The following is a 16,545-nucleotide window of genomic DNA, read 5'->3' on the forward strand; positions in this document are numbered from 1 at the left end:
GCATGGCGAAGCGCATCGTTTTCCACATCGCCAGCCTGAGGGGCGGCGGCGCCGAACGTGTTTTCGTCCTGATGGCAAATGAACTGGCGTCGCGTGGCCACGAGGTCACGCTTTTTACCTGGAACGCGGAAGGCCCTAACGCCGCGCTGCGTTCCGCTGCCGTGCATCTGGTCGACTTCGGCCTTCTCTTGCGCGGCGAGGGTTACGCCAAGTCGGCGACGCTGAAAGGCATCGTGCGAAGCGCAAATTTGTTCCGCCGCCTTGATCCTGATGCGGTCTATAGCGCCCCGGAATTCGCCAATCTGGTGATGGCGCTGTCACTCATGTTGGCCAGAAGCCGGGCAAAATTCTTTCCAAGTTTCCATGCCGCCGCCTCGCTGCCTGCCAGCGGCCTCGGCGCGAGGCTGGCGATCTGGCTTTCCGCGCTGGTTGCAGCGCGTGCAACCAAAGCCATCGCCGTTTCAGCGGGTGTCGGCCGTGACATCATCGCCCGCGGCTTTCCCGAATCCAAGGTCGTCGTCATTAACAACCCGCTGCCGCCGGCTGAAGCACCGCAGGGGAATTCTTATGCCTGGCAGGCAGCATTGGCGGCGATGGGCGATGGCCCGGTCATCGCCACCGCCGGACGCCTGGTGCCGGTCAAGGACCACCGGACTTTGCTGCGGGCCTTCGCTGCCCTGCGCGCCGGCCGCCCTGCCCGGCTTGTCATCTTCGGCGAAGGTCCGCTGGCTGCCGAATTGCACGCCTATGCCGAAGAGACCGGCATCGGCGCGCACGTGCTCTTTGCCGGCTACGTCAACGACCCCGCAGCTTGCTATGCCGCAGCCGATCTGTTCGTCCTTACATCCACGAGCGAAGGCTTTGGCAACGTGTTGGTCGAGGCCATGGCTGCAGGTGTCCCCGTAATTTCTACCGATGCTCCGCATGGCCCGCGCGAAATACTCGGTGACGGCCGCTTCGGCACCTTGGTACCGGTCGGTGATGCCGCAGCCCTGGCAAAGGCGATGGCCGAAATGCTGGATCACCCCATCCCTGCTGCCGTGCTGAGAAACAGGGCGCTGGATTTCACAGTCGACAAGATCGGCGATCGCTACGAAGCGTTGCTCTAGTTGTCGCGCACGGCCAGCAGATCGCTGTTGGATGCGATCGACGCGGTCGGGTTTTGATTGCCGTAATCTCTTCACAAGCTGAAGCGCAACGATTCATGGTGAGGCGTCCCGTCGTTCCTTGAGTTGCTGGGCGAGGAAGTCCTTGACGGAATCGAGAACCGCGTCCCGTTCATGAGATACGCCTGGCAGCAAATCGAAACGCACGCGCGCACCCGCCTCCTCGAACGATCGACACAATGCCCTGAGGCGTTCCGGCCGTGTTCGCCCGGCATCGTTGGCGCCTGGCATCCAATGGGTGCTGCCTTGGACATGAGTGATTTCCCAAGTCTCCAGGTCAGCGTCGCCGATGATCATCTGGAAAGGCACTTTTGCCAGCGCTGCGGCATCGACGGTGATGCCGAACTTCTCCGGCAGATCGCGAATGCCCACCCACCAGTCATGCGTCGGATCGAGTAAGGTCACCGAGCCTGGCGCGCCGATTGAGGCCGCCCAGAGCCTGTCGGGATGCAGGATAGCAAAACGATGCGTGAAATGCCCGCCGCCGGAAAATCCGAACATGGCAAAGCGGCTCCAATCCTGACTGTATTTGGCGCTGACCTCCTCAATCATGGCGAGCAGCACCTGATCGTAGCGTATGTTGCCCTCGAGCATATATTTGTACCCGCTGCGGGCATCGTCCCCGAGAACGCCGATCGGAAACAGCGGACACAACACGGCGCAGCCGTTCCAGCGTCCGAACTCGGAAAACGCGTCGCGGAATCCAAGAAAAGAGGTGCGGCCGGTGCCATGGACAGCAACCATCAGGTCGACTTTGGCCCCTTCTCCAACCGCGGGAGGCACATACAGGCAATAGTGAAAGCGCGGGTCTGATTTGGAAGCAAAGATGGCGGTCGCGCCAAGGTCATAGGTAACGCGACCGCGATCTGCGACAGACCCCCTGGCAACGCTTGTCAAACCGATAACTCCTTAATAAGCCCGGCGTTCACGGCAATCTTATACCGGTCGGCCGACCTCGTGAACTGGATGCGCCTCCAGGCAGCCGCGAGGAGGACCTCGTCGTGCACCGGAAGCAGGGCGCCGGCGGGACGATCGGAGGCAAAAAGAATGCCTCCGCCAAGGCCTCGAGAAGCCGCCATTAACTTTTCGTTAACCATGCCGGGCTAGCCTTAACCAATCAGTAAGGACTCGCCTCTGTGACCTGCGTCGCTCCCATCCAAAACAAGTCCATACGCTTTCGAGCGCGCTCGTTTGTAGCCTTCACCCTCACCCCTGAGGCCCCGCTAGGGGAATGGCTGCAAAGCCTCGATCACTGGACCGAAAACTCTCCCGGCTTCTTTGCCGGCCGCCCGGTTGTGCTCGATCTGACTATGTTCAAGCCCGAGGTGGGCGAGATGCGGGATCTGCTCTCACAACTCGCGGAGCGCGGGATTCGCATTTACGCGATCGAGGCCAATGGCAATGTTGCTCTTGATGCCGATCTGCCGCCGCTCCTCGTTGGCACCAAGGAGGCCACCGCTGATACGCTTTACGCGCAGCCGAACCCGAAGGCCGCCGCTGAGGCCAAGACGGAAGAGCCGCAGGCGCCGAACTCATTGATGATCAAGGCACCGATCCGCTCCGGCCAGTCGATCTTTCACCCCGATGGCGACGTGGTCATTGTCGGCTCCGTCAGTTCCGGATCCGAGATCATCGCCGGAGGATCGATCCACGTCTACGGCACGTTGCGTGGACGTGCCTTCGCCGGCGCCACGGGAAATTCCGCAGCTCGCATCTTTTGCCGGAAAAATGAAGCCGAACTTCTGGCGGTAGACGGCTGGTACCGCACCGCCGAGGAGATGGACGCCTCCTCGCGAGGAAGGCCGGTACAGGCCTTTCTCGAGGACGGCGCACTTTGCGTCGCACCGCTCAACTAACAACATTGGAGGCACAAATATGGGCAAGGTAGTGGTTGTCACATCCGGCAAAGGGGGTGTCGGCAAGACGACCTCGACGGCCGCTCTCGGCGCCGCGGTCGCGAAAACCGGCAAGCGGGTGGCCCTCGTCGACTTCGATGTCGGCCTGCGCAACCTCGATCTGATCATGGGCGCCGAGCGGCGCGTTGTTTTCGATATCGTCAACGTCATTCAGGGAACCGCCAAGCTCTCGCAGGCGCTGATCCGTGACAAGCGGCTCGAAACGCTGTTCCTGCTGCCGGCCTCGCAAACGCGCGACAAGGATGCTCTCACCGAGGAAGGCGTCGCCGACGTCATCGACAAGCTCCGATCGGTTTTCGACTACGTCTTCTGCGACAGCCCGGCCGGCATAGAGCGGGGCGCGCAACTTGCCATGCGCTTTGCCGACGAGGCGGTAATCGTTACCAACCCGGAAGTGAGCTCGGTCCGCGATTCCGATCGCATCATCGGCCTGCTCGACTCCAGGACGATGAAAGCAGAGCAAGGTGAATCGATTGCCAAACACGTCCTCGTCACGCGCTACGACGCTGCCCGCGCTGCCCGCGGCGAGATGCTCAGCATTGATGACGTTCTCGAGATCCTGTCCACGCCTCTGCTGGGAATAATTCCCGAGAGCCAGGACGTGCTGCGCGCATCCAATGTGGGCGCGCCGGTTACCCTCAGCGAAAACACCAACCCCGCCGCACGCGCCTATATCGACGCGGCAAGAAGACTCGAGGGCGAGGACCTGCCGGTCATTCTGCCTTTCGAACGGAGGGGCCTCCTCGACCGGCTGTTGGGAAGGAGGGCAGCATGAACCTGCTCGATATCTTCAAGCGCCGCGGCAGCGCGCCCGTGGCGCGCGAGCGCTTGCAACTGCTGTTGGCTTACGAGCGTCGAAGCCGCAACCAGCCCGATCTCGTCTCCGTGTTGCGCGAGGAGATCATGGCGGTGATCGCCCGGCATGTTCAGGTCGACCAGGATTTCCTGCAGGTAAGCATGGATCACGGCGAAACGACGTCGAGATTGGAGATCGACATCCAGATCCCCAACAAAGTCGCAATGCCCATGGCCGCGGCGTTCTAACGAAACCCTCCAGTCAGGGCTTGCGTCGGCTGCTGCCGAAATTGCGGCGCCGTGGTTGGTGTGCTTGAGCCGGTCGCCACCGGCAAGTTCTCGCAAGTCTAGGACAGTAACCATTCCCTCACCAAAACCCCGCGGCCGTTTCCAGCCGCGGGGGGCCTTGGGAGGGCCTTTCGAAACCCGTGGTCAAATGTTGGCGAGCAATTCGTTGACGCGGCTTTCCATGTCGGCAAGGGCGGTGTCGACGTCCTTCTGGCCACTGATTGCTGCACTCATCTCTTCGCCAATAATGTCCTGGATCGCAAACTGACGCTGTACGGCGGACGGCAGCGGCTTGCCGAGATCAGCGACCGCAGAGATCGTGTTGCGATGCGGCAGTGCCTTGAAGGCGTCCGAAGTGATGACGGCCTTGTAGGCCGGCAAGTGGCCGGTGCGCGACCATTCGAAGTCGTTGTCGGCGAAGAACTTCAGGAATTTACCGATAGCCGCGATCTGTTCAGGCGTGCGGTCTTTCTGCGAAACGGCCCAGGTGTGGCCGTCGGCATATTGCGCATGGGCGCCGCCAAACAGCTGCGGATACGGATAGACCGCATATCCGCCCTTGTTGAGGGCCGTCCCCTTGGTCTCGGACTGGGCGTTGTAATCGCCGACCACCCACGTACCGTTGAGATGGACGCCACCCTCGCCGGCAAGGAAGGCGTTGATCGAGCCGCCATAGTCGAGATCCTTGGTGGTGTAGCCCTTCTCGAGGATCGCCTTGTACATCTCGACGACCTTCTTGGCTTCCGGCGTATTCAATTTCACATGCTTCGGATCGGCAAAGAAATCGGAATCCTGCTGGAAAAGATAGGTGTAGAGGTTGCGTGTGTAGAGTGCAGTCTCATTGGCCAGGTTCTGGACGAAATAAGGCTTGCCCGTCTTCTGCTTGAACTGTTCGGCCTGGGCGAGCAGTTCCTCGGGCGACTTTGGAAAAATCGGCGTGCCGTCGGCATTGACGAGGCCGGCTTGTTTGAAAAGATCCATGTTGACGTGATAGAGCATCGTCCAGCTGTCGATCGGCAGGCCATAAATCTTGCCGTCTTTGGTGGCGCCATTGCGTGCCGCGTCGGTGAAAGCGTCGGGTGTCACGCCGACCGACTTCAAGAGATCGTCGAGCGGCATCAACAGGCCCTTCGACTGATAATCCGACAGTACGGATTCATGGATCGTGACGATGTCCGGAGCGTCGCCTGAAGCGAACTGGGCGGTCAGCTGATCATAGCCGGGCCATTCCACGGTGGTGACGTTGACGTGGACATCGGGATTGTCGGCGTTGAACTTGTTGATCAGCGAGGTAATGATGCCGCATTCGCCAACGGCCTTGGTGGCATCGGTGTTGGTGCCAAAATCGGCATCGCAGGCGCCGAAAAAGCGCTGCACGCTCAGTTCCGTGGCCGCGAAGCTTGGAGCTGCGAGCAGCATTGCGCCCGCAGAGACTGCGGCAAACAGTATTTTCTTCAGTTTCATATCAGTTCCTCCTACTGAGTTTCCGCCGCTCCACCCTGGATTGGCTTTCGTGCTTCAATCGCTGCGCATTCCCCGGCCGGCAGGCTAGCTTCGTTATCTCACCGCAGCGCCGGAGACCGCCGTGACGATGTATTTCTGGAAGAACAGGTAGACGATCAGGATCGGGGCACCGGCGAACACCGCCTGCGCCATCAGGAAGCCGATGCCTTCGGACTGGGCGAAATTGGTCTGGGTCGAGGCCATGCCGACCGTCAGCGTGAACATGTCCTTCCTCGTCGCCGAAATCAGCGGCCAGAAGTAGTCGTTCCACGCGCCGAGAAAGGTGAAGATGCCGAGCGTCGCCTGCGCAGGCAGCGTGAGCGGCAGAAGCACCTTCCAGAAAATCCTGAGCCGGCTGGCGTTATCGAGCATGGCGGCTTCGTCCAGCTCCTTCGGGATGGCCTTGAAATACTGGGTCATCAGGAAGACGCCGAACGGAGCCGAAAGGCCCGGCAGAATGAGCCCTTGATAGGTGTTGTGGAACTTCAGCATGCTGAAGATCTGGTGGCGGGCGACAAGCACCGCCTGTTCCGGAACCGCCAGGCCGAACAGCACGATCACGAACAGCACATCTCGGCCGGGGAAATTCAGCCGCGCAAAGCCGTAGCCGGCGAGCGACGACAGGATCAACGTGCCGAGCGTCAACCCGCCCGAGACGATGATGCTGTTGCGCACCCAGATAAATACCGACGAGGTGCCGACGGTGTTGATGTAGTTCTTCAGCGTATAGGGCGCGTGAAACACCGAATTCGGATCGGCCATCAGCTCCGTATTGTCCTTGAGCGACAGGCCGATGACCCACAGAACCGGCGCGATCATGACGATCGAAAGCAGGATGACCAGGGCCAATAACAAATGGTCGCCAAATGCCCGGCCCTTGATGGAAGCTGTGGCGCTCATGCCTGGTCTCCCCTGCTGCGTGTCACCAGGTACTGGGCCATGGCCGCGACCAGGATGAGGATGAACAGGATTTCCGATGCCGCGGCGCCCAGGCCGAGATCCCAGCGACGGAATGCGGTATCGTAGATGTAGAGCACGATCGGCTTGGTCAGGTTGTTCGGACCGCCGCGCGTCATCAGCCAGGCCTGGCCGAACAGCTGGAATTGCAGCACGATCTGGATGATGATCACCAGGATGAAGGTCCGCTTGATCGACGGCAGCGTGATCGAGCGTAGCGTCTGCCAGCGGTTGGCATTGTCCAGCGCTGCCGCCTCGTAAATATCCTGTGGAATCTGCTGGAGCGCCGAGAGAAAGAGCATCATCGGCAGGCCGATGCACCACCAGATGGTGGCAATGGCAATGCCGATCATCGCAAGGCTGGGATCGGAAATGAAGGCCGGTGCGGTTGCGCCGAACCATCCGTAGATCGTCGACAACAGGCCGACATTCGGAATGAAGACGATGCGCCAGATCAGCGTGACGATGGTGACCGACAGCACCGACGAGGAAAAGAACAGCGTCCGCAAAACCGCGGCAGTGCGCGTGCGGCGGTTGAGGCAAAGCGCCAGGAAAAGCCCGATCAGCGCCAGCGTCGGCACCGTCAGAAGCACGAAGTAGAAGGTGTTCCAGATCGATTGCAGGAAGACCTTGTCGTGATACAGCCTGGCGTAATTGCCGAGACCGACAAAATTTCCGGACGAAAACGTGTCGGCCTTGTGGAAACTCAGCCACATCCCCCAGAGCAGCGGGAAGAGCAGCAGCGTGGTGAAGAAGAACAAGAATGGCGCAACGAAAATGAAGTTTCGCCATTGCGGCGCATAGATGTCGGCGGTAGGGGCTCTGACGCCGACAGCAAGCGTCGCGGTCGGGGACGTCGCCAGCCGGTCAACCATCTCAGGCCTCCCTCGCATGCCAGGCGCGGCCGGTCTCGTTGAACAGATGCGATTTCTGGCCGTCGAAGGCGAGCCCGATTCTGTCGCCGACGGCGACGCGGCTGTTGCCGGCATCGGAGCCGACGATCTGCTGGCCATCGCCCAGCCGCGCGTAGATCAGGGTGCGTTCGCCGAGCCGCTCGAGCACATCGACGACGCCGTCGGCATTGCCCTGTCCGGCGGCAACGATGCGCACGTCTTCCGAACGGATGCCGAAAGTGTAGTTGCCGTCGGTCAATTGGCTGGAGGCGATCTCGGTCTGCACCGAGATGCCGTCCGCAAATCTGGCCGTGGCGTTCTTGCCCGATCTGTCGAGTATCGCATCGACGAAGTTCATCGCCGGCGCACCGACGAAACCCGCGACGAATTTGGTCGCCGGGCGTTCGTAGATCTCCATAGGGGTACCGATCTGGTCGATCTTGCGATTGTTCATGACGACAATGCGGTCGGCCAGCGTCATTGCCTCGACCTGGTCGTGGGTGACGAAGATCATCGTCGATTGCAGCCGCTGGTGAAGCTGGGCAAGCTCGATGCGGGTTCGGGTGCGCAGCGCCGCATCGAGATTGGAGAGCGGCTCGTCGAACAGGAAGGCCTTCGGCTCCTTGACGATCGCACGGCCGATCGCGACGCGCTGCCGCTGACCGCCGGAGAGCTGGCCCGGCTTGCGATCGAGCAGATGCGCCATTTCGAGGATGCGGGCGGCTTCGTTGATGCGCGCCTCGATGACCTTGCCTGGTACGCCGATATTCGCAAGGCCGAAGGCCATGTTGTCGCGCACCGTCATATGCGGATAAAGCGCATAGGACTGGAACACCATCGCAATGCCGCGCTTGCCCGGCGGCAGATGATCGATGCGCTCGTTGTTGATGGCAATCTCGCCGCTATCGACAGCTTCAAGACCGGCGATCATCCGAAGAAGCGTCGATTTTCCGCAGCCGGACGGCCCCAGGAACACGATGAATTCGCGTGCCCTTATGGAGAGCGACAGATGATCCAGCACCGTCATGGCACCGAACTGCTTGCTCACGTTCCTGATCTCGATATCGGCCGTCACGTCGACGCTCCTCCTCAGCGTTTGCGCTTTCTCGATGATCCGCCCGAACTCAGAGCCTCAGGCGTATGAACTGATAGGAATACGCCGGCAGCGACAGGTTTAGTTTGCCGCCGGCGACTGCGGCGCCCTCACCCTTCCTGGGGCTGACATTGCCAGGGTTTTCGGCCGAATTGACGGCTTTCAGATCGGCGTGTGCCATCACCTGGTGATCGACGATCTCCGCCGCGCCGAAGCCGGAGAGGTCGACCACTGTTTCGATTGCCTCGCTCGAATGGCGGTTGACGGCGAAGAAGGTGACGTGGCCGGTTTGCCTGTCGTGCACGCCGGCAACATCGACATAGGCGACGTCGCCCGTAACGCTGGATTTGTAGGTCGGGCTTTCCACCTTGAGATCCAGCGCATTGCCGCGGCCATAGTTAGAAGCAAACAGATAGGGATAAAAAATCGTCTGCCGCCATGCCGGGCCATTCGGAACGGTCATGATCGGCGCGATGACGTTGACCAGTTGTGCCAGGCAGGCGATCTTGACGACGTCGGAACGGCGGATGAAGGTGTTGAGGATCAGGCCGACCTGCAGCACATCCTCGAAATTATAGATGTCTTCGAGCAACGGCGGGGCGAACGGCCAACCGTCGCTGCCGCCGAGTATCTTCTTGTCCTGCTCCTTGGAATGGTACCAGACGTTCCATTCGTCGAACGAGATGTAAACCTGCTTGTTGGAGCGCTTCTTGGCCTTGATATAGTCGATGACGCCGGCGACCGAGACAATGTAGGCGTCGAGCTTTTCGCTCATGGCGAGATAGTTCGGAGCGTCGTTGGCTTCGTTGTCGAAATACATGTGCAGCGAGATGTAGTCGACCTCGTTGTAGGTATGGTCGAGAACCGTCGCTTCCCATTCAGGGTAGGTGGGCATCTTGGCGTTCGAAGAGCCGCAGACCACCAGTTCGAGTGACTTGGAGAAGGCGCGCATGGCCTTGGCCGTCTCATGCGCCAAGCGGCCATACTCGTCCGCGGTCTTGTGGCCGATCTGCCAGGGGCCATCCATTTCATTGCCGAGGCACCAGAGCTTGACGTCGAAGGGCTCCTTGCGGCCGTTGGCGATGCGCTTGTCGCTCCATTTGCTGCCGCCGGGATGGTTAGCGTACTCCAGCAGGTTGCGGGCTTCGTCGAGGCCGCGCGAGCCGAGATTGACGGCAAGCATCATCTCGGTGTTGGCGCAGGTGCACCAATCGGCAAATTCATGCAGGCCGACTTCGTTGCTTTCCGACGTATGCCAGGCGAGGTCGAGCCGCACCGGGCGCTCTTCCTTGGGGCCAATGCCGTCTTCCCAATTGTAGGCTGAGACGAAATTGCCGCCGGGATAGCGGACGATCGGAACATTGAGTTCCCTGACGAGATCGATGACGTCCTGACGCATGCCGTTGGCATCCGCTGTCGGATGGCCGGGCTCATAGATGCCGGTGTAAACTGCCCGCCCGAGATGCTCGATGAAGGATCCGTAGAGTCTCGGATCGATCTCCGAGACAACAAAATGCGGATGTGCCGTAACGGCTGCCTTCATGCATTCCTCCCATCGATATCACAAATGATGATTTAAATCACCTTGCCCGATATCAAAGAGGAACTGGCAACCCTTCGTCAAGTCAAAAATGCCCAAATGTAGGACAATTAGACCAACGCTTTGGCACAGCAGAAAGCCAAACAGTTGAAGTTGCTGCGTTATCTTCAGAACCCGATTTCATGATATCAACCAGTTTTGATCCTGAGCAGAATGTCCTGATCGTAGTTTCCAAAGCCCTTGCCGAAAATGTTGATCCCGCCGGGGCGCTCGGCGTCGTCCTTGACGCCGATACGGACGCGGATTGAATGATGGCTCTTCAGATCGAGAGCGGCGAGGCCGGTTTCGGAAATCCTGAGACCGTCGACATAGGTGCCGTCATTGGCAATTCGCCAGTTCTTCAGCTTGCCGTATTGCGAGCCCTTGAGCTTCCACCAGGAGGGCGTGAAGACGCCGCGCTTGTCGCCGAAATCCCCCGGCGACGTCCAGGTGCCGACATCGACACCATTGATCGTCAGCGTGATGTCCGAGGGCCAATCGGCGCTGGTGCCCGGCACTTCCGAAGACAGCTCTATCGCCACTTCGAGTCCGGTGATCTCGGCATTGGCGAGCTTGGCATTGTTGGGGAACTGGTATTCGACAAAACCGCGCGTGAACCACAGCAAACCGGCTTTCATGCGATCCGGATCAAGGAAAGTGTTCGGCACATCGAGCAAGCCGATGATGCCGTCCGGCGAACAAAGGCCGCAGGGCGCGGTAACCTCAAAGCCGGTGTAAAGCCCGATCGGCATCGACACTTCGATCGCATCGTTCTTGACCGCACGGTATTCGCTCTTGAACACGACAAGCACTTCTTCGGCCGTCGGATAACAGATTTTCTGACTGCCTTTCTTCGCTTTCAGGTTCTCGGTTCGGATCAGCCCCGCATCCTCCAGCACCTGGATGTTGGTTGAGACGGTCGACTGCGGCAGCGACAGCACGGCGGCGATTTCGTTGATATTCATCGGCCCCTTTTCATGCAGCAGTTTCAGCATCGAGATCCGCGCCGAGGAGGCAAGCCCTTTGAGCACGGCAATGCCTTCCTCAGGTTCAATCACCAGAAAATTGCGACTCATGAAATTGCCCGGCCCACGCGAAATCCATATTCGAAATTTACCCTGTATATCGAGATAGCTGATTTAATCAATGCGCAGGCGGAACGCCGGGCAATTTGTTGAATCCGGCAGGGCGAGGGTCAACCGGTGGCCCTGCACAGAGTTTGTGCTGGAGTCACATGCAGAGTGGACACCTGAACGCCGATCGCCCAATCTAGTCCCGAGCCGAGCCCCGGTGATGGCGGCTTGCACATAAATTGGTGTGGACGGGTCGTGACCAAAGGGTGGAAATTATACGATCAGCGACTGGCCTGGGTCCTCGTCGCGCCTGTGCTTATACTGCTTACCCTGCTTCTGCTGCTGCCGATCGCGATGATGACGGTCTACACGTTTTTCACCTTCGTCACCGCCGGAGTTGAGTCGGCGGTGCTGACCTTCGATAACTGGAAGGAATTCCTCACCGACAGCTACTATCACGGCTTTCTTTGGAAGACCGTTCGCGTCGGCGCCATCACCGCGGTGATCTGCGCGATCCTTGGCTATTTCCCCGCCTATTTCATCTGGGCCACGACCTTCAGGCACAAATGGCTGCTGTTGCTGCTGCTCATCGTGCCGTTCTGGATCAGCTTCACCATCCGGACGTTCTCGTGGATCCACATCCTCGGCGAACAGGGGCTGATCAACGTGGCGCTCATCAGGCTGGGCGTCATCAACGAGCCGTTGCCGATGCTCTACACCGAGGGCGCCGTCATCATGGGGCTGTTGCATTTTCTGCTGCCCTACATGATCCTGAACGTCTATGTCAGCCTGGAAAGCATCGACCGCACGCTGATCGCCGCCGCGCGCTCGATGGGCTGTACCAGCGCGCAGGCGTTCCGCGAAGTGACCTTGCCACTATCGATGCCGGGGCTGGGCGCTGGGCTGCTGCTCTGCTTCGTGCTGGCGGCCGGTTCCTATGTGACGCCGCAGTTGCTCGGCGGTAGCCGCGATGCGCTGTTCGGCAACCTGATTTACGATACCATTATGGGGCAGCTCAATTGGCCGATGGGGGCAACGCTTTCCATCGTCCTGTTCGTCCTGCTCGGCGCCGCCGCGGCCGCCTACAGCCGCTATATGGGCCTGTCGCAGATCATGAAGGGCCTCAGCGCATGAGAGCGGATCATCCCGATCGCGAAGGCAGATGGGCCTGGCGGCTGACCGGCGCGATCACGGTGTGCGTCTACATCTTCATGTTTGCGCCGATCCTCGCCACGGTCGTGCTTTCCTTCAACGCCTCGATGTTCGGCGGCTTTCCCCTCACCGGCTTCAGCCTGCGGTGGTATGAGAAGCTGCTCACCAACGAGCCGGTTCTCGACGCCTTCCGGACATCGATGTGGATTGCCCTGGTAACGGCAACGGTGACGACACTGCTCGGCATCATGGCGGCATTAGCGCTGGTGCGCTTCGAGTTTCGTGGCAAGCAGGTGATCAACACGCTTGTCATTCTTCCCGCGCTGGTCCCCGAAACGATACTCGGCGTCGGCCTGCTGGTCATGATCAAAGCCGTCGACCAGCCGCGCAGCATGACGCTGCTGGTGCTCGGCCACATTCTGCTCACGCTCCCCTACGTGGTGCTGATCGTCCAGGCGCGCATGGTCGGCATAAAGCGTTCCTATGAGGAGGCGGCGCTGTCGCTCGGGGCGCCGCGTGTGTCGACATTCCGCGAGATTACGCTGCCGCTGCTCATTCCCGCAGTGCTTGCCAGCGTCCTGCTCGCTTTCACCATTTCGTTCGACAACACTTCGGCCAGCCTGTTCTGGCGGCCGGCGGGCGTCGAGACCATGCCGACGCAAATCCTTTCGATGCTGAAGATCTCGATCAGCCCCGAGGTGAACGCGCTCGGAACCGTCATGATCCTTTTGACGGTCGGCATTCCCTTGGCTGGCGGGCTCATCCTGCAAAGCCTCACCTGGTTCAAGGCAGGCAAGTGAAAATGAAAATGGGAGAACGGAAATGAAAGTGACAACCACCAAACGACTGGAACGGCTGAATGAGCGCTATGCCGATGGCGACATCAGCCGGCGATCATTCCTGACGCTGACGGCCGCCGCTGCCGCCGCCACCGGGCTTTCCATGCCCTGGATGGGACGGGCGCTGGCCGCGGTTTCGGAAGTGCGCTTCGACGGATGGGGCGGCGTGGTGCAGGAAGCGATCGATAAGTACGCGTTCCAGCCTTACACCGCCAAGTCCAAGGTCAAGGTCGTCCAGGGCACCTTTGGCGACGAGAACGAGATCATCACCAAGATCAAGACGTCGAAGCCGGGCGACTTCCAGATCGTCCATTCTTCCGGCGTCAACTACTACATCAAATACGTCAATGGCGGTTTCAATTCGGAGATCAACGAGGCGAACATCCCGAACATGGCAAATGTGCTGACCGCCATGATCGAGCCGTTCCGCAAGATCACGCCAAAGCTGTCGGCTGTGCCCTATGATTACGGCACCACCGGCATCGCCTACAACAACAAGGTCATCTCGCCGGAGGAAGCCAAGGAAAAGGGCGCCAACCTGCTTACCGACAAGAAATATGCCGGCAAGATCGGCGGCTACGCCGATATGACGACGCGCGTCTGGTATGCGGCGCTGCAGACGAAACAGGACCCCAACAACATCCAGGACATGGATGCCATCTGGGCCAAGGTTCGCGAGACCCGCGACCTGGCCAAGAAGTTCTGGAGTTCCGGCGCGGAACTGATGGACCTCCTGTCGCGAAACGAGATCGTCGTCACCGACGCCTGGTCAGGACGTGTCGCCGCCCTGCAGCAGCAGGGCCAGCCAATCGGCTATCTCGACCCTGCCGGCTCATACGCGTGGATGGAGGACATGCTGGTGCTCAAGGGTTCGCCCATGGCCGAATGCGAGGAACTGATCAACTTCATGCTGGATCCGGCAACGTCGATCGCCGTCGCCGAGGGCCAGAACTATCCGCCATCGCTTGACCCGACCAAGGTGAAGCTGACCGACAAGATCGCGGCACTTCCGGCCTTCGATCCGACCGGATCGATGAAGTCGCTGACCTTCGCCGATCCGCTCTACTGGGCGAAGAACGAAGACGCCTGGACCAAGCAATGGGACAGGGTGTCGAAAGGTGCATGACGACAACAGCCACGACCAGCAGCCCCGGCCGGCTTCGGCCGGGGCCGCTGGCGACCCGCTCGCCCAAGGTGAGAGACAGCCGACAGGAAAGCCTGCGGTCGAGTTTCGCGACATCGATATTTTTTACGGCAAGTTCGCCGCTGTGCGCGATTTTTCACTGGCGATCCGCAAGGGTAGTTTCGTCACCTTGCTCGGGCCGTCCGGCTGCGGCAAGACGACGATCCTGCGATCGATCGCGGGCCTGGTCGACATCTCCAGCGGCCAGATCTCGATCGGCGGAAAACGGGTCGACGACATCCCGATCTACAAGCGCAACATTGGTCTGGTGTTCCAAAACTACGCGCTCTTTCCGCACAAGAACGTCTTCGACAACGTCGCATTCGGCCTGAAATATCGAAACGTGCCGAAACCGGAAATCGTGCGCCGGGTCAAGAAGGCGCTGGACATGGTGCGGCTGCCCGGCAGTGAGACAAAGCTGCCATCACAGCTCTCTGGCGGCCAGCAGCAACGCATCGCACTGGCCCGCGCCATCGTCTTCGAGCCGGAAGTGCTGCTGCTGGACGAGCCTCTGTCGGCACTCGACGCCAACATGCGCGAGGACATGCGCGTCGAGATCAAGAAAATCCAGAGGGAGACGGGCATCACCGCTATCTTCGTGACGCACGACCAGGAAGAAGCTTTGTCGATGTCCGACCACATCGTCGTCATGAATGCCGGCCTGATCGAGCAGATCGGCTCCCCCGCGCAGGTCTATGACCAGCCGGCCACCGCATTCGTCGCCAATTTCCTTGGCAAGGCCAACATGCTGCCCGGCAGCGTGACTGTGATGGACGGCAAGATGGCGACGATCGCGCTGGCCAGCGGCCATGTCGTAAAGGCGGCCGCGCCGAAGGCGCTCGCGACCGGCAGCGCGGTCACCGTCGTCGTTCGCCCGCAGAAGCTTACCGTCGGTACCGTCGGTGCTGCCAACAGGCTGGCGGGACGGATAGTCTCGACCTCCTATCTGGGCGGCAATGCGGTCTACGAGATCGACATCGGCGCCGGCACGCTGGTGCGCGCCAACACGCTGATCGACGGCCAGCCGCTGCGTGAAGGCGAAATGGTCGATGTCTGCTTCGATCCTCTGGGCTGCGTGCTTCTCGACGCGCAAGGCTTACGCATCGCGTAGCGAGGCGGAACTGAGCCGTTCAGTCTTTCCCGTTACCCTTTGGCCCGAGAAACCGCGCATAGACCTCACCGACAATACCGCGCCGGAAAACCAGCACGCAGACCATGAAGGTCAGGCCGGTGGCGATGGTCACCGGAAAACTCGAGGTGGCGAGCGTGTTTTCCAGGCCGACGACCAGACTGGCCCCGATGATCGGCCCGACCATGGTGCCGATGCCGCCGAGGAGCGTCATCAGGATCACCTCGCCCGACATCTGCCAGGTGACGTCGGTGAGCGTGGCAAACTGAAAAACGATCGCCTTGAGCGCGCCGGCCAGCCCGGCCAATGTCGCCGACATGACGAAAGCCGCCAGCTTGTAGTTGGCGACGGAATAGCCCAGCGAAATGGCCCGGCTCTCGTTTTCCCGGATGGAACGCAGGATCATGCCGAAAGGCGAGTTGATGATGCGCCAGATGGCGAACACGCCGATGAGGAAGACTGCCAGCACGAAATAATAGATGTTGATCGAGACGTTCAGGTCGAGCATTCCAAGCAGCCTACCACGCGGCACGCCCTGGATGCCGTCCTCACCTCCGGTGAACGGTGCCTGCACGCAGAAGAAGAAGAACATCTGCGACAGCGCCAGCGTGATCATGGCGAAATAGATGCCTTGCCGGCGGATGGCAAAGAAGCCCATCACAAGGCCGAGCAGCGCGGCACCCAGGACGCCGAGCAGGATGCCGGCTTCCGGCGGCCAGCCCAAGACCTTGACCGCGTATGCGGTGAAATAGGCCGCCCCGCCGAAGAACGTCGCATGGCCGAAGGACAACAGGCCGGTGTAGCCGAGCAGAAGGTTGAACGCGCAGGCAAACAGCGCAAAGCACAGCATCTTCATCAGGAAGATCGGATAGACGAAGAAAGGCGCCACCAGCAGCGCCAGGATGCCGAGCCCGACCAGCGCCCATTCAAGCCGTGCGGAATTCTTGGCACGCGTCTCGCGAAGGGTCAGTTCGGCCAT

At 60.3% G+C, this 16,545-nt stretch carries 16 protein-coding genes; 8 read left to right on the forward strand and 8 right to left on the reverse strand.

Annotated features, from left to right (window positions below; all coding sequences use genetic code 11):
- The first annotated feature begins 2 nt into the window (after positions 1–2).
- Positions 3–1,109 carry a glycosyltransferase gene (locus tag NKH78_RS25150; protein ID WP_352507210.1) on the forward strand — a complete coding sequence of 369 codons (1,107 nt, stop codon included), beginning with the start codon at positions 3–5 and terminating at the stop codon, positions 1,107–1,109.
- A 93-nt stretch (positions 1,110–1,202) separates the two neighbouring features.
- Here NKH78_RS25150 and NKH78_RS25155 read toward each other — a convergent pair whose 3' ends face one another.
- Positions 1,203–2,063: an alpha/beta hydrolase gene (locus tag NKH78_RS25155; protein ID WP_352507211.1), complete on the reverse strand. Its 861-nt coding sequence runs from the start codon at positions 2,061–2,063 to the stop codon at positions 1,203–1,205.
- A 239-nt stretch (positions 2,064–2,302) separates the two neighbouring features.
- Between NKH78_RS25155 and minC the strand changes: the two genes are divergently transcribed.
- Genes minC through minE form a run of 3 tightly spaced genes read left to right on the forward strand, consistent with a single transcriptional unit; the run spans position 2,303 to position 4,126 of the window.
- Positions 2,303–3,022 carry a septum site-determining protein MinC gene (gene minC / locus NKH78_RS25160; RefSeq protein ID WP_352737328.1) on the forward strand — a complete coding sequence of 240 codons (720 nt, stop codon included), beginning with the start codon at positions 2,303–2,305 and terminating at the stop codon, positions 3,020–3,022.
- 19 nt (positions 3,023–3,041) lie between these two features.
- A complete protein-coding gene (gene minD / locus NKH78_RS25165) occupies positions 3,042–3,857 on the forward strand; it encodes a septum site-determining protein MinD (protein WP_254819515.1) in 816 nt (271 codons plus the stop codon).
- Entirely contained in the window at positions 3,854–4,126 is a 273-nt protein-coding gene (minE, locus tag NKH78_RS25170; RefSeq protein WP_023677151.1) for a cell division topological specificity factor MinE, read from the forward strand. Before minD ends, minE begins: the two co-directional genes overlap by 4 nt.
- Positions 4,127–4,309: 183 nt before the next feature.
- On the opposite strand, the gene NKH78_RS25175 is transcribed toward minE, so the two are convergent.
- The 6 genes from NKH78_RS25175 to NKH78_RS25200 form a co-directional block, all read right to left on the reverse strand.
- Positions 4,310–5,629, reverse strand: coding sequence for an ABC transporter substrate-binding protein (locus tag NKH78_RS25175; RefSeq protein ID WP_352737327.1), 1,320 nt, complete (start codon positions 5,627–5,629; stop codon positions 4,310–4,312).
- A 93-nt stretch (positions 5,630–5,722) separates the two neighbouring features.
- Positions 5,723–6,568: a carbohydrate ABC transporter permease gene (locus NKH78_RS25180; RefSeq protein ID WP_352475707.1), complete on the reverse strand. Its 846-nt coding sequence runs from the start codon at positions 6,566–6,568 to the stop codon at positions 5,723–5,725.
- Positions 6,565–7,500 (reverse strand): carbohydrate ABC transporter permease, encoded by a 936-nt coding sequence (locus tag NKH78_RS25185; RefSeq protein WP_352737326.1) that lies wholly within the window; start codon positions 7,498–7,500, stop codon positions 6,565–6,567. The genes NKH78_RS25180 and NKH78_RS25185 overlap by 4 nt, the downstream gene beginning before the upstream one ends.
- A gap of 1 nt (position 7,501) precedes the next feature.
- Positions 7,502–8,593 (reverse strand): ABC transporter ATP-binding protein, encoded by a 1,092-nt coding sequence (locus NKH78_RS25190; RefSeq protein WP_352737325.1) that lies wholly within the window; start codon positions 8,591–8,593, stop codon positions 7,502–7,504.
- 49 nt (positions 8,594–8,642) lie between these two features.
- Entirely contained in the window at positions 8,643–10,154 is a 1,512-nt protein-coding gene (arfA, locus tag NKH78_RS25195; protein WP_352778028.1) for an arabinosylfuranosidase ArfA, read from the reverse strand.
- Positions 10,155–10,339: 185 nt separating this feature from the next.
- Positions 10,340–11,266 carry an ArsR/SmtB family transcription factor gene (locus NKH78_RS25200; RefSeq protein WP_352507219.1) on the reverse strand — a complete coding sequence of 309 codons (927 nt, stop codon included), beginning with the start codon at positions 11,264–11,266 and terminating at the stop codon, positions 10,340–10,342.
- A gap of 252 nt (positions 11,267–11,518) precedes the next feature.
- On the opposite strand from NKH78_RS25200, the gene NKH78_RS25205 reads away from it, so the two are divergent.
- From NKH78_RS25205 to NKH78_RS25220, 4 genes are read left to right on the forward strand one after another with little or no spacing between them, the layout of a single operon-like run.
- Complete coding sequence (locus NKH78_RS25205; RefSeq protein WP_254819522.1) at positions 11,519–12,397, forward strand: ABC transporter permease; 879 nt, start codon at positions 11,519–11,521, stop codon at positions 12,395–12,397.
- Positions 12,394–13,215 (forward strand): ABC transporter permease, encoded by an 822-nt coding sequence (locus NKH78_RS25210; RefSeq protein WP_352507220.1) that lies wholly within the window; start codon positions 12,394–12,396, stop codon positions 13,213–13,215. Before NKH78_RS25205 ends, NKH78_RS25210 begins: the two co-directional genes overlap by 4 nt.
- A gap of 22 nt (positions 13,216–13,237) precedes the next feature.
- Positions 13,238–14,380, forward strand: a complete 1,143-nt coding sequence (locus NKH78_RS25215) for an extracellular solute-binding protein (protein ID WP_254819524.1) — start codon at positions 13,238–13,240, stop codon at positions 14,378–14,380.
- Entirely contained in the window at positions 14,373–15,548 is a 1,176-nt protein-coding gene (locus NKH78_RS25220; RefSeq protein WP_352507221.1) for an ABC transporter ATP-binding protein, read from the forward strand. Before NKH78_RS25215 ends, NKH78_RS25220 begins: the two co-directional genes overlap by 8 nt.
- Before the next feature lie 19 nt (positions 15,549–15,567).
- On the opposite strand, the gene NKH78_RS25225 is transcribed toward NKH78_RS25220, so the two are convergent.
- Positions 15,568–16,545 (reverse strand): branched-chain amino acid ABC transporter permease, encoded by a 978-nt coding sequence (locus NKH78_RS25225; RefSeq protein ID WP_352507222.1) that lies wholly within the window; start codon positions 16,543–16,545, stop codon positions 15,568–15,570.

Origin of the sequence: Mesorhizobium sp. M0910, assembly GCF_040319465.1 — a bacterium.
In the GTDB taxonomy this organism is placed as follows: Bacteria; Pseudomonadota; Alphaproteobacteria; order Rhizobiales; family Rhizobiaceae; genus Mesorhizobium.

What these genes read in the sequence shown, in the direction of transcription:
- NKH78_RS25180 (WP_352475707.1), bottom strand. Translation starts at nt 6,568, where the DNA reads ATGAGCGCCACAGCTTCCATCAAGGGCCGGGCATTTGGCGACCATTTG.
- NKH78_RS25185 (WP_352737326.1), bottom strand. Translation starts at nt 7,500, where the DNA reads ATGGTTGACCGGCTGGCGACGTCCCCGACCGCGACGCTTGCTGTCGGC.
- minD (WP_254819515.1), top strand. Translation starts at nt 3,042, where the DNA reads ATGGGCAAGGTAGTGGTTGTCACATCCGGCAAAGGGGGTGTCGGCAAG.
- minE (WP_023677151.1), top strand. Translation starts at nt 3,854, where the DNA reads ATGAACCTGCTCGATATCTTCAAGCGCCGCGGCAGCGCGCCCGTGGCG.
- NKH78_RS25175 (WP_352737327.1), bottom strand. Translation starts at nt 5,629, where the DNA reads ATGAAACTGAAGAAAATACTGTTTGCCGCAGTCTCTGCGGGCGCAATG.
- arfA (WP_352778028.1), bottom strand. Translation starts at nt 10,154, where the DNA reads ATGAAGGCAGCCGTTACGGCACATCCGCATTTTGTTGTCTCGGAGATC.
- NKH78_RS25150 (WP_352507210.1), top strand. Translation starts at nt 3, where the DNA reads ATGGCGAAGCGCATCGTTTTCCACATCGCCAGCCTGAGGGGCGGCGGC.
- NKH78_RS25210 (WP_352507220.1), top strand. Translation starts at nt 12,394, where the DNA reads ATGAGAGCGGATCATCCCGATCGCGAAGGCAGATGGGCCTGGCGGCTG.
- NKH78_RS25215 (WP_254819524.1), top strand. Translation starts at nt 13,238, where the DNA reads ATGAAAGTGACAACCACCAAACGACTGGAACGGCTGAATGAGCGCTAT.
- NKH78_RS25200 (WP_352507219.1), bottom strand. Translation starts at nt 11,266, where the DNA reads ATGAGTCGCAATTTTCTGGTGATTGAACCTGAGGAAGGCATTGCCGTG.
- NKH78_RS25225 (WP_352507222.1), bottom strand. Translation starts at nt 16,545, where the DNA reads ATGGCCGAACTGACCCTTCGCGAGACGCGTGCCAAGAATTCCGCACGG.